Raw genomic sequence first — 24,164 nt, forward strand, 5'->3', positions numbered from 1 at the left:
TTACTCCTGTTCAGGATTTCTCAAATAATACCCAACACCACGTCTAGTTACTAACCAACCTGGATGACTTGGGTTATCTTCAATTTTTTCACGAAGACGGCGGACAGTTACATCAACCGTTCGTACATCACCAAAATAATCATAGCCCCAAACCGTTTGCAGTAAGTGTTCTCTAGTCATCACTTGACCTAAATGTTTCGCTAAATAATGCAGCAATTCAAATTCACGATGTGTTAATTCAATCTTTTCACCACGTTTTGAGACAATATAAGCATCGGGATGAACCGTTAAAGCACCCACTTCGATTTCATTATTTTCGTCTTCTTCCACAACTGGTGCTGCTGCATTCCCATGACGTCTTAAATTAGCTTTCACTCGAGCAACTAATTCGCGATTAGAGAAAGGTTTCGTCACATAATCATCGGCACCTAATTCTAAACCTAAGACTTTATCAATCTCAGAATCCTTTGCCGTCACCATAATAATCGGCATATCATAATTTTTACGAACTTCACGACAAACTTCTAGCCCATCAATTTTTGGCAACATTAAATCTAATATAATTAAGTCAGGTTCAACTTCTGGAACCATCTGTAAAGCTTCTTCACCATCATAAGCGGTGCTTACTTCGTATCCTTCTTTAGTTAAGTTAAATTTCACAATATCCGAGATCGGTTTTTCATCATCTACTACTAATATTTTTTTCATATTGTAACCCTCCTTGGATTCAATAAAACATTTCTTTTCATATAAGGGGTAATAAACTGCATCTAACTTCCATTATAACCTAACGGATGCCCTAAGTGCAAAACTTTATGAGTTAAGGAAATGTTAGCCTTTGTTGACGTAACATATCCTGGCTCTTAACAAACAATATCAACCATTATTTAATTTTCATTATAACTCAACTATTTAAAGAAAAACATAAGCTTTCTTTGACTTAGTTTTTCTTTAAGTTTTATTTGTTACACTAATAGCTAGATTTGGAAAGGAGTGCCTTATGAAAGCTCAAAAATCAGCAATAAATATCTCTATTGGCATTCTCTCACAAATTGTGATTGTCCTATTAGGTTTCGCCACTCGCAAAATTTTCATTTCTTACTTAGGCAATGATGCTAATGGTTTAAATAGTTACTTCAGTAACCTAGTAGCTATGCTTAGCTTAGTAGAACTCGGTTTGGGAAGTAGCCTTTTGTTCAGCCTTTATAAACCTTTAGCTACTCATGACTACTCACAAATCAATCAACTCTTAAATAGTTATAAAAAAATATATTATTGGATTATTGGCGTTATTGGAATTTTGGGTAGTCTATTAGCATTCTTCATTCCTAGTTTAGTTGGAAGTACTTATGGATTTAGCAAAAGTTACATTCTAACAGTGTTTACTCTTTTTATTCTAAGCACCATGAGTTCTTACTTATTTACATACAAGAGACTCTTGCTTACAGCGGATCAAAACGGTTATTTCGCCACAATCGCAGATACCGTCTATACTGTGATTCGCGGATTACTGCAAATCATGATTATTATGAAAACACAAAATTTCATTCTTTTTTTAGCTGTTGATATTTTCTTACGTCTTATTGAGAACTTTTTCCTCTCAATATTTATTCAAAAAAAATATCCTTATTTAGAATCCTTAAAAAACAGTACACTCCAACCTGATGTAAAAGCTAACCTGCTTGAAAATACAAAAGCCCTAGCCTTTCATCGAATTGGCACTTTCATTATGGTTGGGTTAGATAACATTTTAATCAATGCATTTTATAATCTAGGCTGGGTCAGTATTTTCTCAAACTATACTTTAATTAGTACAACCTTATTAAACTTAATTACTCAATTTTCTAGTGGTATCAGTGCTAGTTTTGGACATTTATTAGCTGAAAAAAAGCTAACACGACTGTTTGAAACATATCGCATGGCAAATTTTATTAACTTTGTCATTGTAAACTTCGCTACTGTTACACTTTGGGCATTATTCAACCCCTTTATTACTATCTGGTTGGGAGAAAATTTTCTATTTAATAACTGGATCGTCCTAATAATTGTTTTAAATTTCTCAATTGCCAGTATCACGACTATTAACGGGGCTATTCGTGGTGCCGCCGGCTTGTTTAAGCCAGATCAATATTATTACATTTTATATGCTTTTTTAAAGATTGGATTAGCAGTTATTTTCAATCATTTCATAGGAATTATCGGCATATTTTTGGCAACAACCATTTGCTATTTACTAAAAGATTTGGTTATTTTACCTAGAATTATTTATCAAGGCATCTTTAACAAAAATGTACGTCTGTATTATCAGGAATTCTTTGGTTATGCTGCTGTTATGTTACTAAGCGCTTTACTTATTTATCTGGCAAAAGTCTTACTTTATATTTGGCTACCAGCAACTACGCTAACCTTTCTACTATTAGGGGTGGTTTGTCTCATTATTCCCAATAGCCTAGCTATTTTAGTTTATCGGAAATCGAAAAAATATCACGATTCTAAAGAACTAATTTTAGCCACTTTACTAAAAAAGAAAAAATAAACTATTTCCTGGGAAATAATCACCGCTTTTCCTACAGAAAAAAACCGCAACTATCTAAGGTTTAAAGACCTGAAATAGTTCGGTTTTATTGATTTCTCAAGCCACTTAAACGTTCAATATGAATCGTAATATAGCCTAATTCATCATCAGGCAAAATAACACTGAAGTCTTGCTTCATCATTGTTGCCACTTTTAATGCAATTTGATAACTACTATCATATTGCTTTTTTATAATAGCCAAAACTTGTTGATCCATTGTATGATATTTGTTTGTATAAAAACGTTCTAATACAAACCGCAAATGCGTAACTAAACGTGAATAAGATAAGCTCATATCCGCTTTATTAAAATCCAAATCCAGTTCTTCTCCAACTACTCGTGCCATTTCCGAAACCATTGTAATCTCACGGATACTATTTGAATTCCCATGTTTGTTTGTTCTCGCACCATGGATATGAATGGAAATGTATGCCGCTTCATCTAAAGTAAAGGTAACACTAAATTGTGAAGATAAGTATTCAATTGCCCATTCTGCAATTAAGAATTCTTCACTGTACAAAACCTCAATTTCTTTACGTAATTTATTTTGTACAATAATGCCATTTTTCAATCGATCCATTGCAAAAGCAATATGATCTGCTAAAGCCACATGAATATGTTCATTTAATTTTTCTTTTAATCCATGTTCTGCGTACTCAATAATTCGTTCCGAAGCAAAAAAGTAAGCTTCGTCTATTTGTGCTAGAAGTTGCTGAAAGTTTTCTTGTTCATTCTCCATCACAAACATCTGCTCAATATCTCGTTCAAAAACTAAATCATTTTTCTTTTTATTAAAGCCAATTCCTTTGCCGATAGCCACTTTTTCAAGTGGACCATCGACAATTAGAACAGCATTTTGATTAAATACTTTTTTTATTCTCAATTCGTTCATCTGCTCCTTAAATCACTCAAAGGGGACAAATAGATTACGCTTTAGAAACAACCATTGCTACTGTTTCTCCAGCTACAGAACTTCCTGCACCCTTAAAGTCATAGTTGTATGATTCAATATTTCCATTTGTTACGATTACTGGAATAATAATGCTTGGTGCATTCGCGATTAAATACTCACGATCAATTTTCACTAATGGATCACCTTTTTTGACAGTATCACCGATTTTGACTTTTGCTTCAAAGCCTTTTCCTTGTAGGTTTACTGTGTCTAATCCAACATGAACTAACACTTCTACACCACTATCTGATTGAATTCCATAAGCATGTAATGTATCTGCTACTTGAACTAATTTGCCACCAATTGGCGCAACAATAATATCAGATGTTGGATCAACTGCATAACCCTCACCCATCATTTTTTCAGCAAATACTGGATCAGGAACTTCTGAGATTGGTAAAATCTTACCATCTGCTACCGCCACTAATTCTTCATTTACACCTGCTTCTTGAACTACTGCTTCCTTACTCTTCTTATTAAAAAATAAACCCATTTTGAAAACTCCCTTCAATTTTAAAATCCTAAAAAAGCACGACAAAAGGAATCACTATCTTAGGTGAATTTTCGCCCACATAAATAGAGAATACTTTTATCATGCCTAATTTTATTTAGTCACATGAAAACAAATTAAACTATTCGTTTAATTTTGAATTATAGGCTCTATTTTATGCTTCACACGGGGAAAAATCAACTATATTTCTTATTTCTTAATAAAACATCATAAAGCCAAATAGAATATTAATTACTTGTTATATATTATTTAGCTAGTATAACACGTTGTTATCAAAAGACCTCCTAATTTGCTTGAATTGAGTTCTTAATTCAGAAGCCAAATTGTCGTTTCTTCTGAAGTTATTTGTTATGATAAAATCAACTAAAAGTAATGGAGGAATTCAAATGTATGCAATTGGCTTTAATCAATTTGGTGGACCTGATGTATTTGAAGAAATTCAAAAAGATACTCCTATCTATAAGAAAAACCAGCTGCTAGTTAAAACGATGATGGCTGGTGTCAATCCCTATGATGCTTTATTGCGTAGCGGTGCTATGAAAGACATTCGCCCAATAGACTTTCCAATAGTTCCAGGATCTGACCTTCTTGGTAAGGTTGTAGAAATGGGGTCAGACGTGACGGACTTCAAAATAGGTGAACTTGTCATCGCCACACCTTCTATTGGGGGTTATGCTGAATTTGTAGCTGTTTCTCATAAATTAGCTATTCCCAAACCTGAAACAATGAGTCTAGAAATGGCTGCTGGCTTTTCTTCTGCTAGCGTAACCGCCTTTTGGGCAATGACCGGGTTTGCTCCAATTCAAGCTGGCAATACATTGATTATTCAAGGTGCTTCTGGTGCTGTCGGAAGTATTGCTGTTCAGATTGCTAAAGATTATGGTTTCAACGTAATTGGAACAGGGAATAGTCGAAATCGTGAGTTTGTTCTCTCTCTTGGAGCAGATGAATTTGTGGCTTATGACGAAGAAAACATTCCAGAATATTTAGCAAATCAAGGTGATTTTGTCTTTGATGCTTCATTTGGTGGAAAAGGAGCTAAAGACGGGCTAAACCTTGTAAAAGATGGCGGTTATTATCTTTCATTAACGGCTATTCCTAAGTCAGTTCCCACTAAGAAAGTAACCATTGCTAGCCTTCAACGAACAAAAGAAATGACCACAAATAAAGCGTTGAATTATCTAACTGATCTTTATCAACGAAAAGGTCTAATTATGGAAACGGCTCTAGTATTTCCTTTAACTGCAACTGGAGTTGCAGCAGCCCACCAAGCTATTGACACTAAAACTATAGCGGGTAAAATCCTCTTAAAAGCTCGCTAATATTGATTTAAAGCTAAGTAAAACTTCACATGAAACTAGAGACTTTTATCAAAAATGTTTCATGTGAAGCAATTTGATTTTAACTACTTATAACCAAATCAAGCTTTGAAAATCGGCTTCATTCAAATTAAATTTTGTTAAATTATTCGCAATTTTTTGTTGTATATCTGGAATTTGAACACCATCACGCACTAAAATATCTATCCCAGCAGGAGTTAACGCGGAAGCTTTAAAGCGAATAACTAAAATATCGCCATCCATACCAGAAATACGCCATTGACTGCTTAATACTTTTAATATCCCATTTCCACGCCATTTAAATCCATCCTGATGCACTTTATCAATCCCTTTAATTGATTTTACAGTTCCACTGTTGCTTTGGTATTCAACTAAATCGGATAAGACTAGTGGATTAGTTTGGATTAATCCATAAGTAATAGATGGCTGCTGGCGCTTTCCCGATAACCACATAGGAAAGTTTGTCGCCTTAATGAGCCAACGTCCTGGTAATTCATTTGATAAATGATTCATAACTCTCACTCCTATCTATTTCCAATAGTACTTTAAAAAGAGCAGTCACAATAAAATATATGCATTAAAGGTCTAAAAATTTTAATTATTTTCAAATCGTTGACTTAATTTTTCTTTATGTGCAATTAAAATATCTTCTAAAGAAATATCATACTTATTGGCAATCACTAATAAGTTCCCTAAGACATCGCCTAGTTCTTCTTTTAGATTCTCCTTTAGCTCAGCCATATCTTGTTGCTTCTCATCTGGACGATCCCGCCCAATCTCAATCGCTCGAATTGCCCGTGCTACTTCGCCAGTTTCTTCTGATAAAAAACCAATCCTGACAAATATATTTAAATCACTCCATCCTCTCGCTAAGTAATAATCCCGCACCCATTCTTGAAATTCTGTAATTTCCATATTCTCTCTCCTTCTACACTTTTTTCTGATTTAATAAGTATAGCTCCATCGCCACTTTATGTAAATTCTGAAACGATTGGTTTGTACTTTTTCTGAAATACATAGTAAAATTAAGTGAACTAAAAAAATAAGGATGTGAAAAAAATGACAATTACTGATTTATTAAAATACTTAATTTTCTTTCTAGATACTGTTTCTATTTTAATTATTGTTTGGGGTGTTTTACTGGCATTTTATGACTTTTTAAAATCTGAAATTAGTACTAAAAACCGAACTGACACCATTCAGCGAAATAATATTATTAAAAATCACTTAGGCTCTTATATTTTATTTGGACTTGAAGTCTTAATTGCGGCGGATATTATTGAATCTATTTTGAATCCTTCTATTCAAGACTTACTGATTTTGGCATCCATCGTCATTATTCGTACAGTGATTTCTTACTTCTTAACAAAAGAAATTGAGGTGATGAAAGAATAAAAACTGTGCTAAACCAAGAATAAACTTGAGTTTAGCACAGTTTTTCTATTTATTATCTGCACTGACTACTTTTATCTCTTCAACCGTTTTTGCTTATCTCTGCAGGTATCAAGAGAAACTTCTATCTAATCCCCACCATTATCTGCAACAACTTTATTCCAGATCGGCTGACGGTCGACCAATCCGGCTAAATCACCCACTTTTACACCTTTAGAATAGTAGCCATCCAGTAAATCTAATTTCTGGAATAACGTTTGTTTATAAGCAATCTCGGCATTCCATTCTACCGTATCCAAAATCGATAACGCTTTATGAATCGCCATCATTCCCGTATCACCCGTTGTATTAATCAACACTCCATGGCTATTCAATAACAATTCATGAGGGACTTTTAAGTTATTATCCTTAATATGGTTACTGACCAGCTCTGCTAATTCTTCCGAGCAATTTGGCTCAAAGGGCAAAACTTCAATGTATTCAACTTTTTGCGTTGCTTCAGTTAAATTCGGCATATCCAAGCCACTAGTCGCCCAGAACATACTATTAGGTGCATGAGCATGTAAAACTGCTTTGATTTCAGGGTTAGCATCATACACCGCTTCATGCAAATTAATTTCCCGCGTCAACTTCCCTTCGCCAGCAATCACTTTACGCGTATGCGGCTCCACTACTAAAACTTGCGAAGGTGTCACTCTACCTAGATAAGCCTCCGACATCATCGTTGGCGTCATAATAATGTATTCCTTACCCACATCATCGACTACTTTAAATGAGAAATTCCCCCCAGCAACATTGGTGTTCTTCCGATCAAAAATTAATTGAATAATCTTGGCCATATCTTCTCTTTCTCGCTCAAATATAATTCTGCCATCTGACATTATTAAACATCCCCATTCTCTCTATTTTTTAAAGATAGATCCTTGACGTAGGCTCTCCTGTGCTGCTTTTTGAACAGTTTGATACTGTTGATACTGCACTTTACGTTTAGCATCGTACTCTTTAAATAAAACTGGATTCCCATATTTATAGATGTACACCGCCAAAACAATCACAATCAAATTCAATACATATAATTGAGTCAGTAATGCGACAATAAATAACAAGATTGCAATCATTAAAAGACTAAACCATTTTGTTTTTTCCCGATTCTCCATTAAACCGCACCATCTTCACTGTAACGTTTGCTAGGAACCTCAGCTTTAGTCATATAACGATACAAACCAACAAATAAACCAATAAAGACTACTACCCCAGCTAGCGCAAAGAAATTCCCCTTAAACATCTCTGCAAATAAAATCCGAAACTCTGGCCCCTCAATCGAAGACCATGTAATTTGTTGACCTTTAGCAATCTCAACAGCTTTCGTTTTTTCGGCTAACCCTGTTAAAACTGGCGCTAAATAAGTAGCACTATACAAGTAAAGCGGCATTGAAATAACACCTAACGTCAGCATTCGATAAAGATTTCCACCCGTCAATAACAAGCCACCAACTGCAATCGAGTAGTTAATAATTCCCGCCAGTGGCAAAACTGCATTTCCTGGAAGAATCATGGCATAGCCAATAAAAACAGGAACTAATAGAATCGCTGTTACCCAAATTTCTGAACGGCCAGCTAAAATCGGCCAATCTAAACCAATATAAACTTCACGATCTTTAAAGCGCCTCTTCATCATTTCTGACATGGCATCTGCCAAAGGTGATAACGACTGCATAAACATCTTAGAAATCATTGGGAATAACGCCATCGCTGTCGCAATTTGAATCGCCAAATTTAGCGAACCTGAAATGCCATATGCCGCCGCTAACCCTAGCAACAATCCGATGATAAAGCCCATTACTGAATTCTCAGAAAAAACACCAATTTTCTTTTTCAATGCATTTGTATCTGCCCGTTTATTAAAGAAAGGAATGCGATCCATCACTAAATTAAACGGCAATAACAAGACTGCGGAAATATTCATTAAATGAGTTACCGTTACCAAAGGAATCCCAGTCAAATCTTGAATATGTCGTTGGAACATATCCCCCATTTTCAATTCCAAAATAATCTGGACAATCGCTGTAGCAAATCCTGCAATTAAGCTTCCGCTAACAAAATAAACAAGGTAGGCAGTTAGCGCCTTGCCCCAAACATTCCACATGTCCACATTTAACGTTTTCGTCAAATTAAACACTAACATTAAAAAATTAACCCCAATAACTACAATAAAAAATACAAAAGCATAGGACCATGACCACGTAATACTTGCTGCACCCGTCCAACCTAAATCCAATGCTGGCAAACGAATTCCAGTATTTTTTGCTAAAGCCTCCGAAGCTGGACCAACAGCATCCGACATAAAACCAATAACCATGCTCATTCCTGTGAACGCAATCCCTAATGTAATAGCGGACATAAAAGCTTTCTTAAATTTCATTCCAGCAACCAAACCTAATAGTAAAATAATTAAAGGTACAAAAATCGCCGAACCTAGATTTAGAATATAATTAATAATCGACTGAAAAATCGCCATCTTTTCCACCTAACTTTTCATTTATTTGACCAAGCTTTCACTTCTCTGTTTCCTTCACAATCTCCTCATAAATAGCATCCATTCCCATACCTGTTAAAAATGGAATTCCCGCAAAAACCGGAATTGTCAGCTCTGCTGCTCGCTCAAGAACTTCAACATCTGGTTGCGCAATATATACATAGATACTAGCACTTGGCAATTCATTCATAATGGATTTATAATCAACCGCTTCCACCGGATAATCAATTCCATCATTCTCAAATTTCGTTTTAATCTTTTCAGCAATAGTTGTACTGGTTGCAACTCCACTTCCGCAAGCTACGATTAATTTTTTTGACATAATTCTTCCTCCTCTAGTTCAGCTACTTTTTCTACAAATAACGTATAGACTTCTTCACATCTCTCTTCATTTTTTAAAGCCCTTACAAATTCTTCTGATTGAAATAATGTCATTAATAATTGCAATAGACCAACTTGTTTAGTAGGTTCTTTAATGCCCAAAAAGAATATATCCTTAACCAGCATTTCCTGATTGTCACCCATCTGTCTTACTAAAACCGGTTCCTGCAAACGTACAATGTAAATAAATGGCTTTTTGACATATTGTGTATCTGAATGTGGCAAAGCGATAGTCAAATACTGCGTGATCAACCCCGTTGGAAATTCTTGCTCTCGCGTTGTGATTCCAGCGACGTAATCGGGATACACATAATCTAGCTCCAACAGTCTTGCTGCAACGATTTTAAATAATTCTTCCTCAGAGTTTGCCTGTACTTGCAAATCAATTAACTCTTGCTGAAACATTTCTTTTATGGTCATTAACCTACCTCCCAAATCTAAAATATAGTTTTATTTTGCAAATCAAAATTGTTCAACATTTATAATATATTGTTCAACTTTGTTCTACATCACTATAATAAACGCTACATTTATTTTTGTCAACGCTTTCTTTTAAAGAGTAATTTAAACTTTTTGGTTGTTTTTTCATTTAAAGCACTATATACTAGATATAGAATGAACAAAGTTGAACATAATTTCACAACAATGATAGAACTAGGAGAGAACGCTATGTTAAAAGCTGAAAGACGCGCAGAAATACTACGATTACTTGATGAACGTAACTTTATGACGGTTGCCGATGTTGCAGAAGCAATGAATGTTTCTAGCATGACCATCCGCAGAGATGTGAATGAATTAGGAGAAGAAAATCAATTAATTCGGTTGTATGGTGGGATTCAAAAAATCGATATTAAAGATAAAGAATTAACAACTAGTGAAAAAATCAATTTACACAAAGATCGCAAGGAATTTATTGGAAAAGTCATGAATACACTGATTAAAGATGGCGATGTTGTCTATGTAGGAGCTGGAACTACAATTCTTTATGCCCTACCTTTTATCGATAAAAAAGATTTGTTTGTAGTCACTAATAGCTTGATCGCCTTTAACTATTTAGTTCAAAATACAGACTATAAATTACTGTTAACTGGTGGTGATTATGCTCCTGCTACTGAAGAATTTATCGGGGAGCATGCAGAACGTGCATTTGATACATTGAATCTAGATATTGCATTTGCTGCAACAAACGGAATCTATAATAATAACTTGACTACTTCCAATCATCTACAAGGAAGTGTTCAAAAAGCAGCCTTTGCCCACGCAAAAGTCAAAATTGCAGTATCCGATAGCACAAAATTCAATGTTTCCGATGTTTATACACTCTATCATCTAAGTGATCTGGATTACGTGATTACGGATGACCAGATTGATTCTGAAACATTTAATTACTACAATCAATATGTACCGTTACTGAACAAAAAATAATTTCCCAATAGAAATGGAGCTTATCACATGATTTTAACGATCACTTTGAACCCGTCCATGGATTATATTTATACAACATCCCACTTTGAATTAGGTCACTTAAATCGGTTTGAAAATCCTAAGCGGGTTGTTGGTGGAAAAGGGATTAATTCAGGACGAACCTCCGCTATCTTAGGATCAGAGGTAATTGTAACTGGTGTTTTAGCTGGCATGAATGGAGAAAATGTCGCAAAATTACTGGAATCTGAAAAATTTACAACTCAATTCAAAAAGATTCCAGGTGAAACACGAAATGCTGTCACGATTATGCATGATGACAACTGTCACACAGAAATGGTGGAAGAAGGACCACCAATCTCACCTTTAATAGAAAACGAAATTATCCAGGATATTTTAGATATTTGTACAGCGAATCCAACTATTCAAACTATTTGCTTGTCTGGTTCTGCTAATACTGAAAACGAATTTTTTTACAAAGAAATCATTGACGTTTTACGTGTTCAGTTAAGTCCAACTATTAAAATCTTAGCGGACATCTCACGTCAACAATTGGCAAATGTTTTACATTCTACTGAAAAACCCTACTTTATTAAACCCAACATTCACGAATTAGCAGAATTAATCTCTAAAGATATCAAAAACAAAACTGACGTTATCAAAAATTTAGATTACCCTGGATTAAACGATATTCCTTTATTGATGGTGTCTTGTGGCGGAGAAGGCGGAATTGTTCGTCATCAAAATACTCTTTATGATTTGAAAATCCCCAAGATTCAGCTGATCAATCCAACAGGTTCTGGTGATGCCACGGTTGGTGGGATTTCATATGGATTAGATCAAGGCTTGCCAATCGAAGAAACTTTAAAATACGGCATGGCTTGTGGAATTGCTAATGCAATGGAAACTGCGGTTGGCTTCATTCAGATAGAAAATGTTCGAGCGTTACTGCCACAAATCAAAATCACAAAAATAAACTAAAAAAATTCAATAATCAAGTGACCTCATTCATAATACCAAATGAGAAACAATTGATTATTGAATTTCTTTACGTGCTTACTTATTATTGTGCAGAATCATCCTGAATCACATTTGCACCCCAACCGTCATAACGACCTTGGTAGAAGGAAACAACATCATATAACATATAGTCGATATCACTCATGACATCATACGTAGGCATATCTACTCGTTGAATGCTCACTAAATAGTTGTCCTTACCTTCAGGTTCTCCTACTTTATCCTCTGAAATAATCGTGAAACCATCCGCCTCTACAACTAGAGCAAAACTTGCTGCATCCTCTTTTGTTTCAAAATAGGCAAAATAATCGATTGGTCTAGGTATTTCTAATACATCTCCTGATTTTTCACGATGAGCTACTAAATTTCGTCCTTTAATATACGTTAAAATACGTTCAGTCGGATATACAAAATCGTACCATGCCCACGCATCATCTGAGTTGCTAGGTGAGCCTAGTTGATACATCTCAGCCGTCATCTCTAATTTTTCAAGTCGATTGCTAATTCTAGTCGATAAAAATGAAGGCTGATTGGTAAACATAATCAAATCTCTAGTTCCATCTTGGCTAGTTAGACTGACTGGCAAAATTCCTTCCTCACCTATCACATCACTCACTGCTTGCTCTACTTCTTGTAATCTTGTTAGTTCTTGTGGACTTGGAAAACCATTTTCCACTTGCTCTAAGACAGTTAACGTTAAAATCATACATTCTGGGAATCGCTCTGGAAACCCTGTCTTTTTCGCATCCATATTAATCCGAATGACAGTTGGAATATCATCGATTTTTGAAATATAAACTTCCCAATTATCAGATAACATAATCTTCACTCCTCTTACTTAATTTATAGTATTTATCTATCATAGCATATCTTTTGTTGCTTCTAATGAACTATTTTGTATTTTATTCTAGTACTTTTTGATTAACAACTATACCAATTTTAATAAAATAACGTTTATATGTTGATTATTTAAAGAAAGTACTCTATAATTCTCCTTAACTATTTTGATCCTTTAAATCAATAATAGTTAGTACTTTATTTAAAGGAGAGAGATGGGATGATTTTCCACACCATTCACGATTTAATCGGTAACACACCCTTACTTAATATCCAAGGGTTTGATTTGCCAACGGGAACGAAGATTTTCGCTAAGCTGGAATTTTATAATCCTGGCGGGAGCGTTAAGGATCGGTTAGGAATGAAATTGTTAGATACTGCTTTTGCTGATGGACTCATAAATAATGAGTCTACTATCATTGAACCTACTGCTGGCAATACAGGTATTGGCCTAGCTTTAGCTGCACAGAAATACAATCTGAAGACTATCTTCGTAGTACCTGAAAAATTCAGCGTGGAAAAACAAGTATTAATGCAAGCTCTAGGTGCAACACTTGTTCATACTCCTACAGCAGATGGAATTCAAGGAGCGATTTCAAAGGCACAAGAATTGGCGAAATCTATTCCAAACAGTTTTGTACCGATGCAATTTGAGAATCCAAACAATCCACTAACCTATTATGAAACATTGGGACCTGAATTACTTCAGGATCATCCAGAACCTTTCACTTCTTTTGTAGCTGGTTCTGGTAGTGGCGGAACATTCGCTGGTACAGCTAGCTATTTAAAAGAAAAAATGCCAGAAATTCGCACATGTATTGTTGAACCTGAAGGCTCGATCTTAAATGGTGGACCCCTTCATGGACATGATACAGAAGGCATTGGAATGGAATTTATCCCAGAATTTTTAAATCCACAATTATTTGATGAAATTTACACCATCTCTGATGAAGATGCGTTTTATTATGTAAAAGAACTTGCTAAACAAACAGGTCTTTTTATCGGTAGCTCTAGCGGAGCTGCGTTTGCAGCCTGTCTGAAAGAGGCGGCTTTATTGCCTGCCGGAAGTCACATTGTGACGGTCTTTCCAGATAGTAGCGAACGTTATATGAGTCAAAAAATATACCGATAGGAGGGTTTTCTCATGAAAATGAAAACCAAATTAATTCACGGCGGCATTAGTCGCGATAACTATACAGGAGCGTTAAGTGTACCCATTTATCAAGTATCCACGTATGCACAGGAAAAAGTAGGCAAACATAAAGGCTATGAATATTCACGTTCTGGCAATCCTACTCGATTTTCACTAGAAGAATTGATTGCTGATTTAGAAGAAGGCATACAAGGTTTTGCCTTTGGATCAGGATTGGCTGCGATTCATGCGGTATTTTCTTTATTTGAACAAGGAGATCATGTTGTTCTGGGTGATGATGTTTATGGTGGAACATACCGGCTTTTAAATTCAGTATTAAAGAAACAAGGTTTAGCCTTTACCATTGTTGATACCAGCAAACCAGAGGAAATTTTAGCAGCGATTCAACCTGCTACTAAAGCTGTTTATTTGGAATCTCCAAGTAATCCACTTTTAAAAATTTCTGATATTGGTTTAATTGCGAAATTAGCCAAGGAAAATGACTTATTAACAATTGTTGATAACACTTTTGCAACACCTTACTTCCAACAACCTTTAACGTTAGGCGCTGATATTGTTGTTCATAGTGGAACGAAGTATTTAGGTGGACACAGTGATGTTGTTGCTGGATTAGCGACAACTAATAAACCTGAATTAGCAGAACAAATCGGCTTTTTACAAAATGCAATTGGCGGTGTTTTGGGACCACAAGATAGTTGGTTATTACAAAGAGGCATTAAAACGTTAGGCATTCGTATGGAAGAATTGTCTACTAATGCGATGGCCGTTGCCAACTTATTAAGTACACATCCAAGTGTAGCAACGGTGTACTATCACGGTTTGCCAACTCACCAAGGACACGAAATTGCAAAAAAACAAATGACTGGCTATAGCGGAATTGTTTCATTTGAATTGAATGAAGGACTATCACCAGCAACATTTGTTGAGAGCTTAAAGATATTTACTTTAGCCGAAAGCCTTGGCGCTGTTGAAAGTCTAGCTGAAATTCCTTCTGTAATGACACATGCCTCTATTCCTAAAGAATTACGTCTTAAAGCTGGAATTAAAGATGAATTAATTCGCCTATCTGTTGGCTTAGAAGATATTGAAGATTTGACGGAAGATTTACTGCAAGCCTTGACGCTTGCAAGTATGTAGGGTTGACGTTATGGGTAGAGAATTTTTAGAAGTTTTTTCTGATTGGGCTGAAGAATACGATACTTTTGTGCAAGGACAAGATCCCGCTTATCAACCAGTTTTTAAAGATTATTCCGTTATTTTAAAAACAATTGTTGAAAAAAGCGGTAATTCTGTGATTGAATTTGGGATTGGTACTGGGAATTTAACCTTATTATTACTTGAATCAGGTAGAAAAGTTTTCCCAATTGAGCCATCCCCTGAGATGCGCCAGTTAGCTAGCTTGAAGCTCCCACATTCTGTTACAATTTATGATGGTGATTTGCAACATTACCCGTTACCAACTGAACCTGTTGATACCATTGTCAGTTCTTATGTATTTCATCATCTGACTGATGCGGAAAAATTAGTTGCTTTAAAAGATTATGCCACTCTCTTACCAAAAAGTGGTAAACTTATATTTGCTGATACAATGTTTCAGACACAAGAAAGTTATGATGAAAAAATCCAACAAGCTTACACAGCAAACTTTATTGACTTGGCAGAGGATCTTGAACGGGAGTATTATCCTTTAATTACTACAATGGAGAATTCCTTTAAAGAAGCTGGATTTTCAGCTATTTTCACACCGATGAATGACTACGTCTGGCTTGTTGAAGCAACCAAACTCTAATTACAGGAGGCTGTATTCAAATGGAAAAAATGAACGTTGAAAGTTTTAATTTAGATCACACAAAGGTGAAGGCTCCCTATGTTCGTTTAGCTGGTCGCAAAGATGGTGAAAAAGGCGACGTTATTTTCAAATATGATGTCCGTTTTAAACAACCAAACAAAGAACATATGGAAATGAAAAGCTTACACTCACTAGAACATTTGACGGCAGAATTGATTCGTAATCACGCAGACTACATTGTAGACTGGAGTCCGATGGGATGCCAAACTGGTTTTTATCTGACTGTATTAAATAACGATAACTATGAAGATATCTTAACAGTTTTAGAATCAACTATGAAAGATGTTTTGGTAGCAACTGAAGTTCCTGCTAGCAACGAAGTCCAATGCGGTTGGGCTGCTAGTCATACATTAGAAGGCGCGCAAGAGTTAGCACAAGAATTCTTAGATAAACGTGATGAATGGTCGACTGTTTTTGCATAGATAGACTCATAATAGCTAGAAACATAACTGTTTTTCAGTTATGTTTCTAGCTATTTTTTATCTATTTAAATAACGTATTTCCCCTAATAGTATAGACTGCTCTGAAGTTTCATTAATTGAATTAAAAAAATCGTTATTTAAATTTATTGGATTTTTATCGACTTTTATCAAATCAATTGAACATTCTATTTATTTTTCATACATTTCTGGTTTTAAAACGGCTACATAAGGCAAGTTACGATAACGTTCCGCAAAGTCAATTCCATAACCAACAACAAATTCATTAGGAACTAAAAATCCGACATAATCTGCTTTAATATCAACTAGGCGACCTTCTGGCTTATCTAATAATGTCACCAATTTCACTGATTTTGCCCCACGACGCATTAACAAATTCACTAAATAATCTAATGTTCGTCCACTATCAATGATATCCTCAACAATTAGAATGTCACGATCTACAGCACTCGTACTTAAATCTTTGATAATCTTGACTTTTCCTGAAGAAATCGTTGAATTTCCATAACTTGAAACATCCATAAAATCCAGTTCCAATTGAATATCCATCGCTTTTGCTAAATCTGTTGTGAAAAATAAACTCCCTTTTAAGACACCTACCAACAAAGGTTTAGAATCTTTATATTCCTTCGCCAAGTCTTGTCCTAATTCGCTTACACGCTGAGCTATTTCCTCTTCAGAAAATAAAGTTTTCAGAATATCATTTTGCATTAATTCGCCCGCTCCTTTAAATTAAACTGAGTACTTACAGTCTAACAGCTTCTTGCTTAATACACAATTTGAATTTATTTATTCTCGTAAATCCAGTTGATAATAGTCTAAATCTAACAATTCACCAAATTTATAACCAACTGCTTTTAGACTGCCACAGAATACAAACCCCAATTTCTGATGCAAATGAATACTTCCAGGATTCACATGGTCAATTCCACCTATCATCATCCAATATCCTTGATTTTTAGCCTGTTGAATCAGCTCACGCATTAATTGCTCACCGATTCCTTGTCCTTGAAAATCAGGTCCAATATAAATTGAATGTTCAACGGTATAACGAAAAGCACTTTTTTCACGAAAGAGTCCATATGTCCCATAACCTGCTACTTCACCATTTTTTTCCATCACTAATAAAGGCAAATCCTGCGCTTGTTTTTCCTGATACCACATGAGTTGTTCAGCCAACGTATGCGGTTCTTCATCATACGTTGCCGTCGTCGTTAAAATTGCTTGATTGTAAATTGCTAATATCGCCGGAATATCCGCCTCTGTCCCCACTCGAATCATCAAAATCCCCCTGACTAGAAATTAAAAATTATGCTAATCATACTAAAAAATATAGGAAGATTCAATGATTTTAGAGGGGATTTTTCCTTCCAATCTAAAAACAGCCATACACTCTATGCCTAAACTAGAATGCACCGCTATTTTTATTTATTCATTTACTCTTTTGCCAATGCCTCTAAAACAGTTGAATTATTTTTAATCACTAATGGCTCCTTCTCACTAGAAACTCCTCGAGCCTGCATCTCTTCAACCACAATCTCTTCCGTTTTCGGACTAATAAATTCAGTCTGATCTTCATTCAAAATAAATCGTCCTTGACTACCAGCAATAGTTGAATAATAAAGTTCATTTAGATTTAGTTGATAAAAATCATCGATAATCGGTACTGCAAAAAAGACCACTTCAGCACCCGTTTGAGTATTAGCAACACCATCAAATAAAACCCGTACCTGTGTACTAGGATCTACAAGATTTCCCGTTTTTTCAAAAGTTTTTTTGGGTATATCCAGCTCTCCGGCAGATACTACACCACCTGGTTCGATAAAATAAACCTCTTGTCCAACAGCAAAATCACCCTTTAAATTTTCTACTATTTCGACCTTTAACAATGTAATCGCTTGTGGTTCACCATCATTTAAATCAATTGTCTGACTCGTCTCACTAATAACTTTGCCTTTGATCATCACATCCGTAGCTTCTGAAATTTCATGAACCGTCTCAAAATCATAAATTGAATCTGTTTCAACGAATACATTTAAATCAAAATCATCAACCATAGAATGATTTAACTTTTTATCATTAACTTTACTTTGCTGCCTATTTTCAACTTGAGCTACTTCAGTTGGGCGAAATGACTGATAAATAACCAAACTCAATAGACTTACCAAAAATAATAGCGAAAAAATAGTGTATTTCTTCATGATAACCCTCATTTCTTATTATTTATATTTTTGATTAATATCACTAAAATCAATACTTTGCGGTCCATTTGTTTTTCGTCCTTGCCCTATCTGTAACATAACTGAATAAGGATAAGGATGACCAGTTGGATGTGCCAAACCAAAAATATGGCCTATCTCATGTGCGATAGTTCCATGTTTATTAAACTCTGTTAATCTATCAAAAGTGGGCGTATTTAACTTTACGATTCCCCAATACCAATTTTGATTTGTGGAAACTAAACTTCCACCAATGTAATGTTCTGCGTATCCAGCAATCCCTTGTGATGCAGACCACCAACTCCCTTTATGAAAATCTACTACACTTGCAGATTGTGTTCCAGTTTCTCTAAACGAAATTGGTGTGTAAGCTCCTGTTCCATTACTGTTTGTCCACGCACTCATTCGGCTATTAATCTGCCCTTTCATAGAGTTCGCGGATGGAGTAACGTAATAATATTGAGTATTTCGTCCATAATTTCCAATACCATTACTCAGTCTGCCAGGAAAACGAACTGCCTCTACCGAAGAAAATGTAAAAAAAATACTACTGATAAATAGAACAAATATTGCTGCCTTAGATAAAATCCTAATTTTTTTCATATCATTTCTCCTTTAAAATTAATTATGAAATCATTTTTTATAATTATATCATTATTATATTTTTATTTTTTTATTTTTTTACAAAAAAAAAAGAAAAACAAAAAAAGCAGCTAAAATCCACACTAATAAAACGGTGAACTCTAACTACTTCTAATAATCAATCAATTACGCTTCTTTCACACGATTTGAAATCAATACAAATGGTGTATAAATAACTACTCCGATAATGATAATCACAATTTGCAATAACGAAGCTCTAAAGTCACCAGCTGTTGCTAGATAGCCCGATAAAATTGGTGGAGTTACCCACGGAACAAGAATATACGTTGGCGGTACCCATTGTAATGAAGTTGCCACATAGGCAATAATCGTTGAAACCATTGGCACAATTACAAATGGAACGGCATAAATCGGATTGAAAACAATTGGCAAACCAAACATAATCGGCTCACTAATATTGAACAAACTTGGTACCGTTCCCAATTTAGCAATTAAACGTTGTTCATCTTTTTTAGAAAAGATCAGCAAGGCAATTACTAAACAGATCATTGTTCCGCCGCCACCCATGTAAACATACGCATCTAAAAACGGTTGTGTCACAATATTTGGAGCTGTCACTCCAGCTTTAATAGCGTCAATATTCTGTTGCAAAGAAGCTAGTAAAATGGGACCTGAAATTGCACCAAAAACAAAGGCTCCATGAATCCCGAAGATAAATACAAATGTCGCTAAGAAAACATACAATAAAATTCCTGGTAACGTTTGGAAACCACCAACTAATGGCGTTTGTAGAACTTTAACAACTAAATCTGGTACGGTCATTCCCGAAAGTCCCTTAATTGCTTCTTCTGCAATCGCAAAGATTGAAATTGTTAAAAATGATGGAATTAATAAGTTAAATGATTTTGCAATTGCTGGTGGAACACTGTCTGGCATGTTGATTCTTAATTTTTTGCTCTTTGATAATTTGCCTAATAAACTTACACTTAACAATGATGCAATAATTCCTAAAAACATACCTGATGCGCTTGTATAATTTTGTGTTAAAGCGCCCATTGTCGTCACATCACCATCTGCCGTCCAAACAGAAACTGCATTTGGAACTAAACTAACATAACAAGCGACAGCAATAATCGCCTCTAACGAACCTTCCATATCGTAGGATTTTGCTAAACGATATCCAATGAGAAAGGTTACCAACAAACCTAAAATTCCCAACGTTCCATTATATGCTTGAACCCCAACTGCCGAGATAAAATCAACGCCCGGCATCGATCGTAACAAACCAGTATCTTGATTTAACAAGACATTATTCACTAACAAGAAGAATGCAGCCACAATAGTAATTGGAATCGTTGTAGCAAAAGCATCCCGAATGGCCATAATGTGTTTCTGAGAGGCAATTTTTGTTGAATAAATCGATAATTTTTCAATTAATTTTGAGTTCATTTCGTCGTTCTCCCCTTTTCTAATTCATAAAATTCAGCTAAAATTGCTAACCATTTACCTGCTGTTCCAACCCAAACTTCTTTATATGTCGCGTTATTTAACTGTGGCCAATACGGAGCATCTTCATTGCCAAACGTCTGCACTCCAACAGGCATCTCTCCAACCATTTCTCCAGTTAAAACAGAGTATTGTTGCGCATAACGGTAACCTTCACCGTACATCAGCGATTGATTAAACGGATTCTTTCCAACAACCCACTGCAATTGATTTTCAGCAATCGTCAATAAGTCTTCGTCTGACAAATATGCTCCTAACGTCGCCGCAACCTTACCCATAGATAACAAGATTGCGTTGTTTCCTCTAAACGAGAACCATACAGGGAATCGTTTTACATAAAGATTCACTCCGACTTCTTCGCCTTGCTCTAACTGTTTTAAATAATCTTCCTGCGCTTCATCCCCCACTAAAAGATGCTGTTTATGGAAACTTTCTAACTCCAAAGCTTCATCTTTCAAATAAACCCCACTGGCAATCATAGGATACGGTGCCGTAAAATCCATTAAATAAATGAGATAGTCACCATACTCGCGAATACTTTGTTGCCATTTTTGATAATCTGGATGCTCGGATTGTGTTTTTGCTAATGTAACCAATGCATCACTGTATAAATGCTCTCTTGCTTGATGATTAAAATGTTGTACAACTTGATGACCTTCATCACGATAGAAGAAACCTTTTAATAACTCACCATTATGCAACTGTAGTCCCTTGTTTTCCTGACATTCTAACATTTCATCCATATAATTACGGGCTTTTTCAGCATAGTACTCTTCACCAGTTAATTTGAATAATAACGAACTCGACCATGACATCGTCGCTAAGAAGAGACTTTTTGAAGTACTATACGTATGCTCCCAGAAAACAGGTTCATGAACAAAACCAACCGTTGCAAACTCTTCTTCAGCAAATCGATAATCTGCAACAGCAACAGCAATCGCTTGACTTTTCAGACGATTTTCATTTGGCAATAATAGCGCAATTTTTGCTTCAATTCCTGAACACAAGTAATTTTCATACGCATTATTGTGCACCCGAGCAATCATATCGTCCATGTTGCCAATTAATCCATCTGACCAAATCGTAATTCCAACACTCGTAGCACGATACCCGTCACCAAAACGCGTTTTCAAAATAAAATCAAAGCCCCATTCAGCTTCTTCCATTAAACGTAGATACAACTGTTGATCTAGATGTTCTACGACCGCAGCCATTTCAAATAAACTCTGAGTCACCTCTGCCGTTTGGATCATTTGTTGCGAAACATCGCCGGCATCATGCCATCCACCATTGAATACAAGGCTTTCGCCGTTATGCGTTGCTAAAATATCTCCATGACAACTTCCGTGTTTATCAGGAACTGGACAGCCACAACGTTCACAGAAGATAAAATTCAGACTCTTCCAAATAGAATCCTGCCAAACTTGGCTGACATTCCCAATAGTAAAGGTTTCTGTTTTAACCTTACCCACTCGTAAATAGTACTCGCCATCTGTAGCAAATTGGCTAAAATCTAAAATCAAGAATGAGCCAATCGATGTTGTTTTTTCTTGAATTTTTCCAATAAACACAACTTCTTGATCCTTCGCCGAAACTAATTCAAAGTTGGTTACTGGAACATTTTTGGTTTGCATTAAAGCGGTTTTTACAAGATTTTTCTGATAGCCTGTATGAGAATAAATAATGCTTTCAGACTTTGGCATCCAGCCTTTAGAAACATTGCTACTAGCCGTTTTTTCTAAGGTAATTTTTCGGATTAAATAACTTTGTTCAAGTCCCGTTCCACGATCACGACCATTCATCAAATACGTAAAACTTAATTCACTAATAGCATCCCTTGGCAAATCTGTGATTTCTAATGAACACGAATTCCATGAATTATTTTCGAGATTTGCTACATGATAGCCTTCACGGTCATAAATATCAGGAACTTTAATGACACCATCATTTTTTAATCCAACAATAATATGCGGATTCACAGCTCCTGGACAATTTGGATAAATTTCAAATGAAACCTGATTGTAATCTTGCCAATCCTCTAATTGAACCTCACGATAAACTGAAACTTGACCAAAATTACTATAATCTCCATCTTCTGGTGCATCTGGTGGCCATTGGGGCAACCGAGTTGGAGAAGATAATTGAATCTCACCTGAAACAAGAAGTTCACTAGCCCCTTGATGACGATGTTGCCAGCTCACATTCTTAGTCACTTCTTCTTCCGAATTTATTGGAAATAACTGTTTTTGCTTTAAGATTTCTACTTGTTCATTGCTTGTTTCAAAAGAATCTTTAGTATTAATTTGCAACGGACGGTGAATATACCCTGATTGTTGAATTTGAGTAAGAAGTTCTGATTTCATTAACGCATCTGCACCTTTCCTGATTTAAGTTGATTGAATGCCAAAATACTACACCCTTTTATTCCGATTGTTTTTGCTTCAAGACTTGTTAAAACGACCCCATATGTCACAAAACGAAGCGTTTTTTCATTTAAATAAGGAGTTAACTGTTTTAAGAACCAGCCATCCTGAACAACTCCGCCACCCAACACGACTACCTCAGGATCAGAGACACGTACCAAATTCATAATCAAATTAGCCACGCCTACTAAGGCTTCACCGACAACTGCTCGGGCTAATGCATCGCCTTGATCGTATGCTTGAAATAAAGTTTCTCCAGAAATTCGAGTGTTGATTTCCACAGGCTTCTTAACAATGGATTCTGGATAGTCTTTCATAACAGCCATTGCCCGGTTGTGCAACCCTAATCCAGATGCTAGCACTTCTACGCAGCCTTTTCGACCACAAGGACATAACACCTCACTATGCATATCAACTACCATATGACCAATTTCTCCAGCATTAAAATGTCCGCCTTCAATAATTTGGTTTTCAACTACCACACAAGCTGCAATTCCTGTACCAATATTTAAATAAACCGAATTTTTGGTAAGGTTACCATTTCCGAGTGTTATTTCTGCTAAAGTTGCACAATAAACATCATTTGCAATAAAACATGGTAGTTTAAATTCATCTTCTATCTCCTTAACTAAGTAAACAGGCTGGCTAACTGATGGATTAATCTCAATCCAAAGGCCATGTTCACGATCAACTCGTCCAACTACTCCAATCCCAATGCCGATTGGATTTCCAATAAAACCAATACTCTCTTGATAATCATTTAGTGCTGCTTTTATTTTTAACACTGCATTTATTTGTGAAGAAACATCTGATGGATAGCGTTTACTAGCTAAAACTTCACCCAGCTCATTTACTTCGCCTATTAATATTTTTGTTCCGCCTAAATCAATTGATAGAATTGTTTGTTCCTTCGTTTCCAAAAAATCAAACCTCCTTTTTATTTTTGGTAAGGTTACCTAAAATGCTTGAATTTTTATTTTTATTAGCATACACTAGGTTCATAGC

Annotated in this window: 27 protein-coding genes; 9 read left to right on the forward strand and 18 right to left on the reverse strand. The window is 35.6% G+C overall.

The features are described 5' to 3' along the window. Positions 1–708: a response regulator YycF gene (gene yycF / locus BR43_RS09895; RefSeq protein WP_034561605.1), complete on the reverse strand. Its 708-nt coding sequence runs from the start codon at positions 706–708 to the stop codon at positions 1–3. 292 nt (positions 709–1,000) lie between these two features. Here yycF and BR43_RS09900 point away from each other — a divergent pair, with 292 nt between their 5' ends. Beyond that, complete coding sequence (locus BR43_RS09900) at positions 1,001–2,536, forward strand: lipopolysaccharide biosynthesis protein (RefSeq protein ID WP_034561608.1); 1,536 nt, start codon at positions 1,001–1,003, stop codon at positions 2,534–2,536. 85 nt (positions 2,537–2,621) lie between these two features. Here the strand turns inward: BR43_RS09900 and BR43_RS09905 are convergent, their stop codons facing one another. After that, positions 2,622–3,458, reverse strand: a complete 837-nt coding sequence (locus BR43_RS09905; RefSeq protein WP_034561609.1) for a PRD domain-containing protein — start codon at positions 3,456–3,458, stop codon at positions 2,622–2,624. A 43-nt stretch (positions 3,459–3,501) separates the two neighbouring features. Beyond that, positions 3,502–4,020, reverse strand: a complete 519-nt coding sequence (locus BR43_RS09910) for a PTS sugar transporter subunit IIA (RefSeq protein WP_034561610.1) — start codon at positions 4,018–4,020, stop codon at positions 3,502–3,504. A 404-nt stretch (positions 4,021–4,424) separates the two neighbouring features. Between BR43_RS09910 and BR43_RS09915 the strand changes: the two genes are divergently transcribed. Beyond that, complete coding sequence (locus BR43_RS09915; protein WP_034561612.1) at positions 4,425–5,360, forward strand: NADP-dependent oxidoreductase; 936 nt, start codon at positions 4,425–4,427, stop codon at positions 5,358–5,360. Positions 5,361–5,447: 87 nt separating this feature from the next. Here the strand turns inward: BR43_RS09915 and BR43_RS09920 are convergent, their stop codons facing one another. Together BR43_RS09920 and BR43_RS09925 are read right to left on the reverse strand one after the other, a co-directional pair. Then, positions 5,448–5,891: a hypothetical protein gene (locus BR43_RS09920; protein ID WP_034561613.1), complete on the reverse strand. Its 444-nt coding sequence runs from the start codon at positions 5,889–5,891 to the stop codon at positions 5,448–5,450. An 81-nt stretch (positions 5,892–5,972) separates the two neighbouring features. Further along, the gene (locus tag BR43_RS09925; RefSeq protein ID WP_034561615.1) at positions 5,973–6,293 is read right to left on the reverse strand and encodes a MazG nucleotide pyrophosphohydrolase domain-containing protein; all 321 of its coding nucleotides are present in this window, start codon (positions 6,291–6,293) and stop codon (positions 5,973–5,975) included. 144 nt (positions 6,294–6,437) lie between these two features. Between BR43_RS09925 and BR43_RS09930 the strand changes: the two genes are divergently transcribed. Continuing rightward, positions 6,438–6,773 (forward strand): DUF1622 domain-containing protein, encoded by a 336-nt coding sequence (locus BR43_RS09930; RefSeq protein WP_034561621.1) that lies wholly within the window; start codon positions 6,438–6,440, stop codon positions 6,771–6,773. 125 nt (positions 6,774–6,898) lie between these two features. Here BR43_RS09930 and BR43_RS09935 read toward each other — a convergent pair whose 3' ends face one another. Genes BR43_RS09935 through BR43_RS09955 form a run of 5 tightly spaced genes read right to left on the reverse strand, consistent with a single transcriptional unit; the run spans position 6,899 to position 10,107 of the window. Further along, positions 6,899–7,651 (reverse strand): class II aldolase/adducin family protein, encoded by a 753-nt coding sequence (locus BR43_RS09935; RefSeq protein WP_034561624.1) that lies wholly within the window; start codon positions 7,649–7,651, stop codon positions 6,899–6,901. 21 nt (positions 7,652–7,672) lie between these two features. Beyond that, positions 7,673–7,927 carry a hypothetical protein gene (locus tag BR43_RS09940; protein WP_034561626.1) on the reverse strand — a complete coding sequence of 85 codons (255 nt, stop codon included), beginning with the start codon at positions 7,925–7,927 and terminating at the stop codon, positions 7,673–7,675. Beyond that, complete coding sequence (locus BR43_RS09945; RefSeq protein ID WP_034561628.1) at positions 7,927–9,288, reverse strand: PTS galactitol transporter subunit IIC; 1,362 nt, start codon at positions 9,286–9,288, stop codon at positions 7,927–7,929. Before BR43_RS09945 ends, BR43_RS09940 begins: the two co-directional genes overlap by 1 nt. A gap of 37 nt (positions 9,289–9,325) precedes the next feature. Then, entirely contained in the window at positions 9,326–9,628 is a 303-nt protein-coding gene (locus tag BR43_RS09950; protein ID WP_034561630.1) for a PTS sugar transporter subunit IIB, read from the reverse strand. Next, complete coding sequence (locus tag BR43_RS09955) at positions 9,613–10,107, reverse strand: PTS sugar transporter subunit IIA (protein ID WP_034561631.1); 495 nt, start codon at positions 10,105–10,107, stop codon at positions 9,613–9,615. Before BR43_RS09955 ends, BR43_RS09950 begins: the two co-directional genes overlap by 16 nt. Before the next feature lie 249 nt (positions 10,108–10,356). Between BR43_RS09955 and BR43_RS09960 the strand changes: the two genes are divergently transcribed. Together BR43_RS09960 and BR43_RS09965 are read left to right on the forward strand one after the other, a co-directional pair. Next, the gene (locus tag BR43_RS09960; protein WP_034561634.1) at positions 10,357–11,112 is read left to right on the forward strand and encodes a DeoR/GlpR family DNA-binding transcription regulator; all 756 of its coding nucleotides are present in this window, start codon (positions 10,357–10,359) and stop codon (positions 11,110–11,112) included. 27 nt (positions 11,113–11,139) lie between these two features. Next, the gene (locus BR43_RS09965) at positions 11,140–12,090 is read left to right on the forward strand and encodes a 1-phosphofructokinase family hexose kinase (protein WP_034561636.1); all 951 of its coding nucleotides are present in this window, start codon (positions 11,140–11,142) and stop codon (positions 12,088–12,090) included. 82 nt (positions 12,091–12,172) lie between these two features. Here BR43_RS09965 and BR43_RS19585 read toward each other — a convergent pair whose 3' ends face one another. After that, positions 12,173–12,949 carry a DUF695 domain-containing protein gene (locus BR43_RS19585; protein WP_084679892.1) on the reverse strand — a complete coding sequence of 259 codons (777 nt, stop codon included), beginning with the start codon at positions 12,947–12,949 and terminating at the stop codon, positions 12,173–12,175. A gap of 237 nt (positions 12,950–13,186) precedes the next feature. On the opposite strand from BR43_RS19585, the gene BR43_RS09975 reads away from it, so the two are divergent. From BR43_RS09975 to BR43_RS09990, 4 genes are read left to right on the forward strand one after another with little or no spacing between them, the layout of a single operon-like run. Next, a complete protein-coding gene (locus tag BR43_RS09975) occupies positions 13,187–14,098 on the forward strand; it encodes a PLP-dependent cysteine synthase family protein (RefSeq protein ID WP_034561638.1) in 912 nt (303 codons plus the stop codon). 12 nt (positions 14,099–14,110) lie between these two features. Continuing rightward, positions 14,111–15,256 carry a cystathionine gamma-synthase gene (locus BR43_RS09980; protein WP_034561640.1) on the forward strand — a complete coding sequence of 382 codons (1,146 nt, stop codon included), beginning with the start codon at positions 14,111–14,113 and terminating at the stop codon, positions 15,254–15,256. Between the two features lie 10 nt (positions 15,257–15,266). Then, positions 15,267–15,908, forward strand: a complete 642-nt coding sequence (locus BR43_RS09985) for a class I SAM-dependent methyltransferase (protein WP_034561642.1) — start codon at positions 15,267–15,269, stop codon at positions 15,906–15,908. 20 nt (positions 15,909–15,928) lie between these two features. Continuing rightward, a complete protein-coding gene (locus BR43_RS09990) occupies positions 15,929–16,390 on the forward strand; it encodes an S-ribosylhomocysteine lyase (protein WP_034561644.1) in 462 nt (153 codons plus the stop codon). A 189-nt stretch (positions 16,391–16,579) separates the two neighbouring features. Here BR43_RS09990 and hpt read toward each other — a convergent pair whose 3' ends face one another. The 7 genes from hpt to BR43_RS10025 form a co-directional block, all read right to left on the reverse strand. Further along, a complete protein-coding gene (gene hpt, locus BR43_RS09995) occupies positions 16,580–17,119 on the reverse strand; it encodes a hypoxanthine phosphoribosyltransferase (RefSeq protein WP_034561646.1) in 540 nt (179 codons plus the stop codon). A gap of 78 nt (positions 17,120–17,197) precedes the next feature. Then, on the reverse strand, positions 17,198–17,689 hold the full coding sequence (locus tag BR43_RS10000; protein WP_034561649.1) for a GNAT family N-acetyltransferase: 492 nt from the start codon (positions 17,687–17,689) through the stop codon (positions 17,198–17,200). Positions 17,690–17,844: 155 nt separating this feature from the next. Next, the gene (locus BR43_RS10005) at positions 17,845–18,609 is read right to left on the reverse strand and encodes a hypothetical protein (RefSeq protein WP_034561651.1); all 765 of its coding nucleotides are present in this window, start codon (positions 18,607–18,609) and stop codon (positions 17,845–17,847) included. An 18-nt stretch (positions 18,610–18,627) separates the two neighbouring features. Continuing rightward, positions 18,628–19,230 carry a zinc metalloprotease gene (locus tag BR43_RS10010; protein WP_051933905.1) on the reverse strand — a complete coding sequence of 201 codons (603 nt, stop codon included), beginning with the start codon at positions 19,228–19,230 and terminating at the stop codon, positions 18,628–18,630. A gap of 165 nt (positions 19,231–19,395) precedes the next feature. After that, a complete protein-coding gene (locus tag BR43_RS10015; RefSeq protein WP_034561653.1) occupies positions 19,396–20,679 on the reverse strand; it encodes a PTS sugar transporter subunit IIC in 1,284 nt (427 codons plus the stop codon). Next, the gene (locus BR43_RS10020) at positions 20,676–23,099 is read right to left on the reverse strand and encodes a glycoside hydrolase family 9 protein (RefSeq protein WP_034561654.1); all 2,424 of its coding nucleotides are present in this window, start codon (positions 23,097–23,099) and stop codon (positions 20,676–20,678) included. Before BR43_RS10020 ends, BR43_RS10015 begins: the two co-directional genes overlap by 4 nt. Further along, complete coding sequence (locus tag BR43_RS10025; RefSeq protein WP_034561656.1) at positions 23,099–24,079, reverse strand: ROK family protein; 981 nt, start codon at positions 24,077–24,079, stop codon at positions 23,099–23,101. The genes BR43_RS10020 and BR43_RS10025 overlap by 1 nt, the downstream gene beginning before the upstream one ends. Positions 24,080–24,164 lie beyond the last annotated feature (85 nt).

This window comes from Carnobacterium gallinarum DSM 4847, from assembly GCF_000744375.1.
Taxonomy (GTDB): domain Bacteria; phylum Bacillota; class Bacilli; order Lactobacillales; family Carnobacteriaceae; genus Carnobacterium; species Carnobacterium gallinarum.

Coding starts and splice junctions, on each gene's coding strand:
- yycF (WP_034561605.1), bottom strand. CDS start 708: ATGAAAAAAATATTAGTAGTAGATGATGAAAAACCGATCTCGGATATT.
- BR43_RS09900 (WP_034561608.1), top strand. CDS start 1,001: ATGAAAGCTCAAAAATCAGCAATAAATATCTCTATTGGCATTCTCTCA.
- BR43_RS09910 (WP_034561610.1), bottom strand. CDS start 4,020: ATGGGTTTATTTTTTAATAAGAAGAGTAAGGAAGCAGTAGTTCAAGAA.
- BR43_RS09915 (WP_034561612.1), top strand. CDS start 4,425: ATGTATGCAATTGGCTTTAATCAATTTGGTGGACCTGATGTATTTGAA.
- BR43_RS09920 (WP_034561613.1), bottom strand. CDS start 5,891: ATGAATCATTTATCAAATGAATTACCAGGACGTTGGCTCATTAAGGCG.
- BR43_RS09925 (WP_034561615.1), bottom strand. CDS start 6,293: ATGGAAATTACAGAATTTCAAGAATGGGTGCGGGATTATTACTTAGCG.
- BR43_RS09930 (WP_034561621.1), top strand. CDS start 6,438: ATGACAATTACTGATTTATTAAAATACTTAATTTTCTTTCTAGATACT.
- BR43_RS09935 (WP_034561624.1), bottom strand. CDS start 7,651: ATGTCAGATGGCAGAATTATATTTGAGCGAGAAAGAGAAGATATGGCC.
- BR43_RS09940 (WP_034561626.1), bottom strand. CDS start 7,927: ATGGAGAATCGGGAAAAAACAAAATGGTTTAGTCTTTTAATGATTGCA.
- BR43_RS09945 (WP_034561628.1), bottom strand. CDS start 9,288: ATGGCGATTTTTCAGTCGATTATTAATTATATTCTAAATCTAGGTTCG.
- BR43_RS09950 (WP_034561630.1), bottom strand. CDS start 9,628: ATGTCAAAAAAATTAATCGTAGCTTGCGGAAGTGGAGTTGCAACCAGT.
- BR43_RS09955 (WP_034561631.1), bottom strand. CDS start 10,107: ATGACCATAAAAGAAATGTTTCAGCAAGAGTTAATTGATTTGCAAGTA.
- BR43_RS09960 (WP_034561634.1), top strand. CDS start 10,357: ATGTTAAAAGCTGAAAGACGCGCAGAAATACTACGATTACTTGATGAA.
- BR43_RS09965 (WP_034561636.1), top strand. CDS start 11,140: ATGATTTTAACGATCACTTTGAACCCGTCCATGGATTATATTTATACA.
- BR43_RS19585 (WP_084679892.1), bottom strand. CDS start 12,949: ATGTTATCTGATAATTGGGAAGTTTATATTTCAAAAATCGATGATATT.
- BR43_RS09975 (WP_034561638.1), top strand. CDS start 13,187: ATGATTTTCCACACCATTCACGATTTAATCGGTAACACACCCTTACTT.
- BR43_RS09980 (WP_034561640.1), top strand. CDS start 14,111: ATGAAAATGAAAACCAAATTAATTCACGGCGGCATTAGTCGCGATAAC.
- BR43_RS09985 (WP_034561642.1), top strand. CDS start 15,267: ATGGGTAGAGAATTTTTAGAAGTTTTTTCTGATTGGGCTGAAGAATAC.
- BR43_RS09990 (WP_034561644.1), top strand. CDS start 15,929: ATGGAAAAAATGAACGTTGAAAGTTTTAATTTAGATCACACAAAGGTG.
- hpt (WP_034561646.1), bottom strand. CDS start 17,119: ATGCAAAATGATATTCTGAAAACTTTATTTTCTGAAGAGGAAATAGCT.
- BR43_RS10000 (WP_034561649.1), bottom strand. CDS start 17,689: ATGATTCGAGTGGGGACAGAGGCGGATATTCCGGCGATATTAGCAATT.
- BR43_RS10005 (WP_034561651.1), bottom strand. CDS start 18,609: ATGAAGAAATACACTATTTTTTCGCTATTATTTTTGGTAAGTCTATTG.
- BR43_RS10010 (WP_051933905.1), bottom strand. CDS start 19,230: ATGAAAAAAATTAGGATTTTATCTAAGGCAGCAATATTTGTTCTATTT.
- BR43_RS10015 (WP_034561653.1), bottom strand. CDS start 20,679: ATGAACTCAAAATTAATTGAAAAATTATCGATTTATTCAACAAAAATT.
- BR43_RS10020 (WP_034561654.1), bottom strand. CDS start 23,099: ATGAAATCAGAACTTCTTACTCAAATTCAACAATCAGGGTATATTCAC.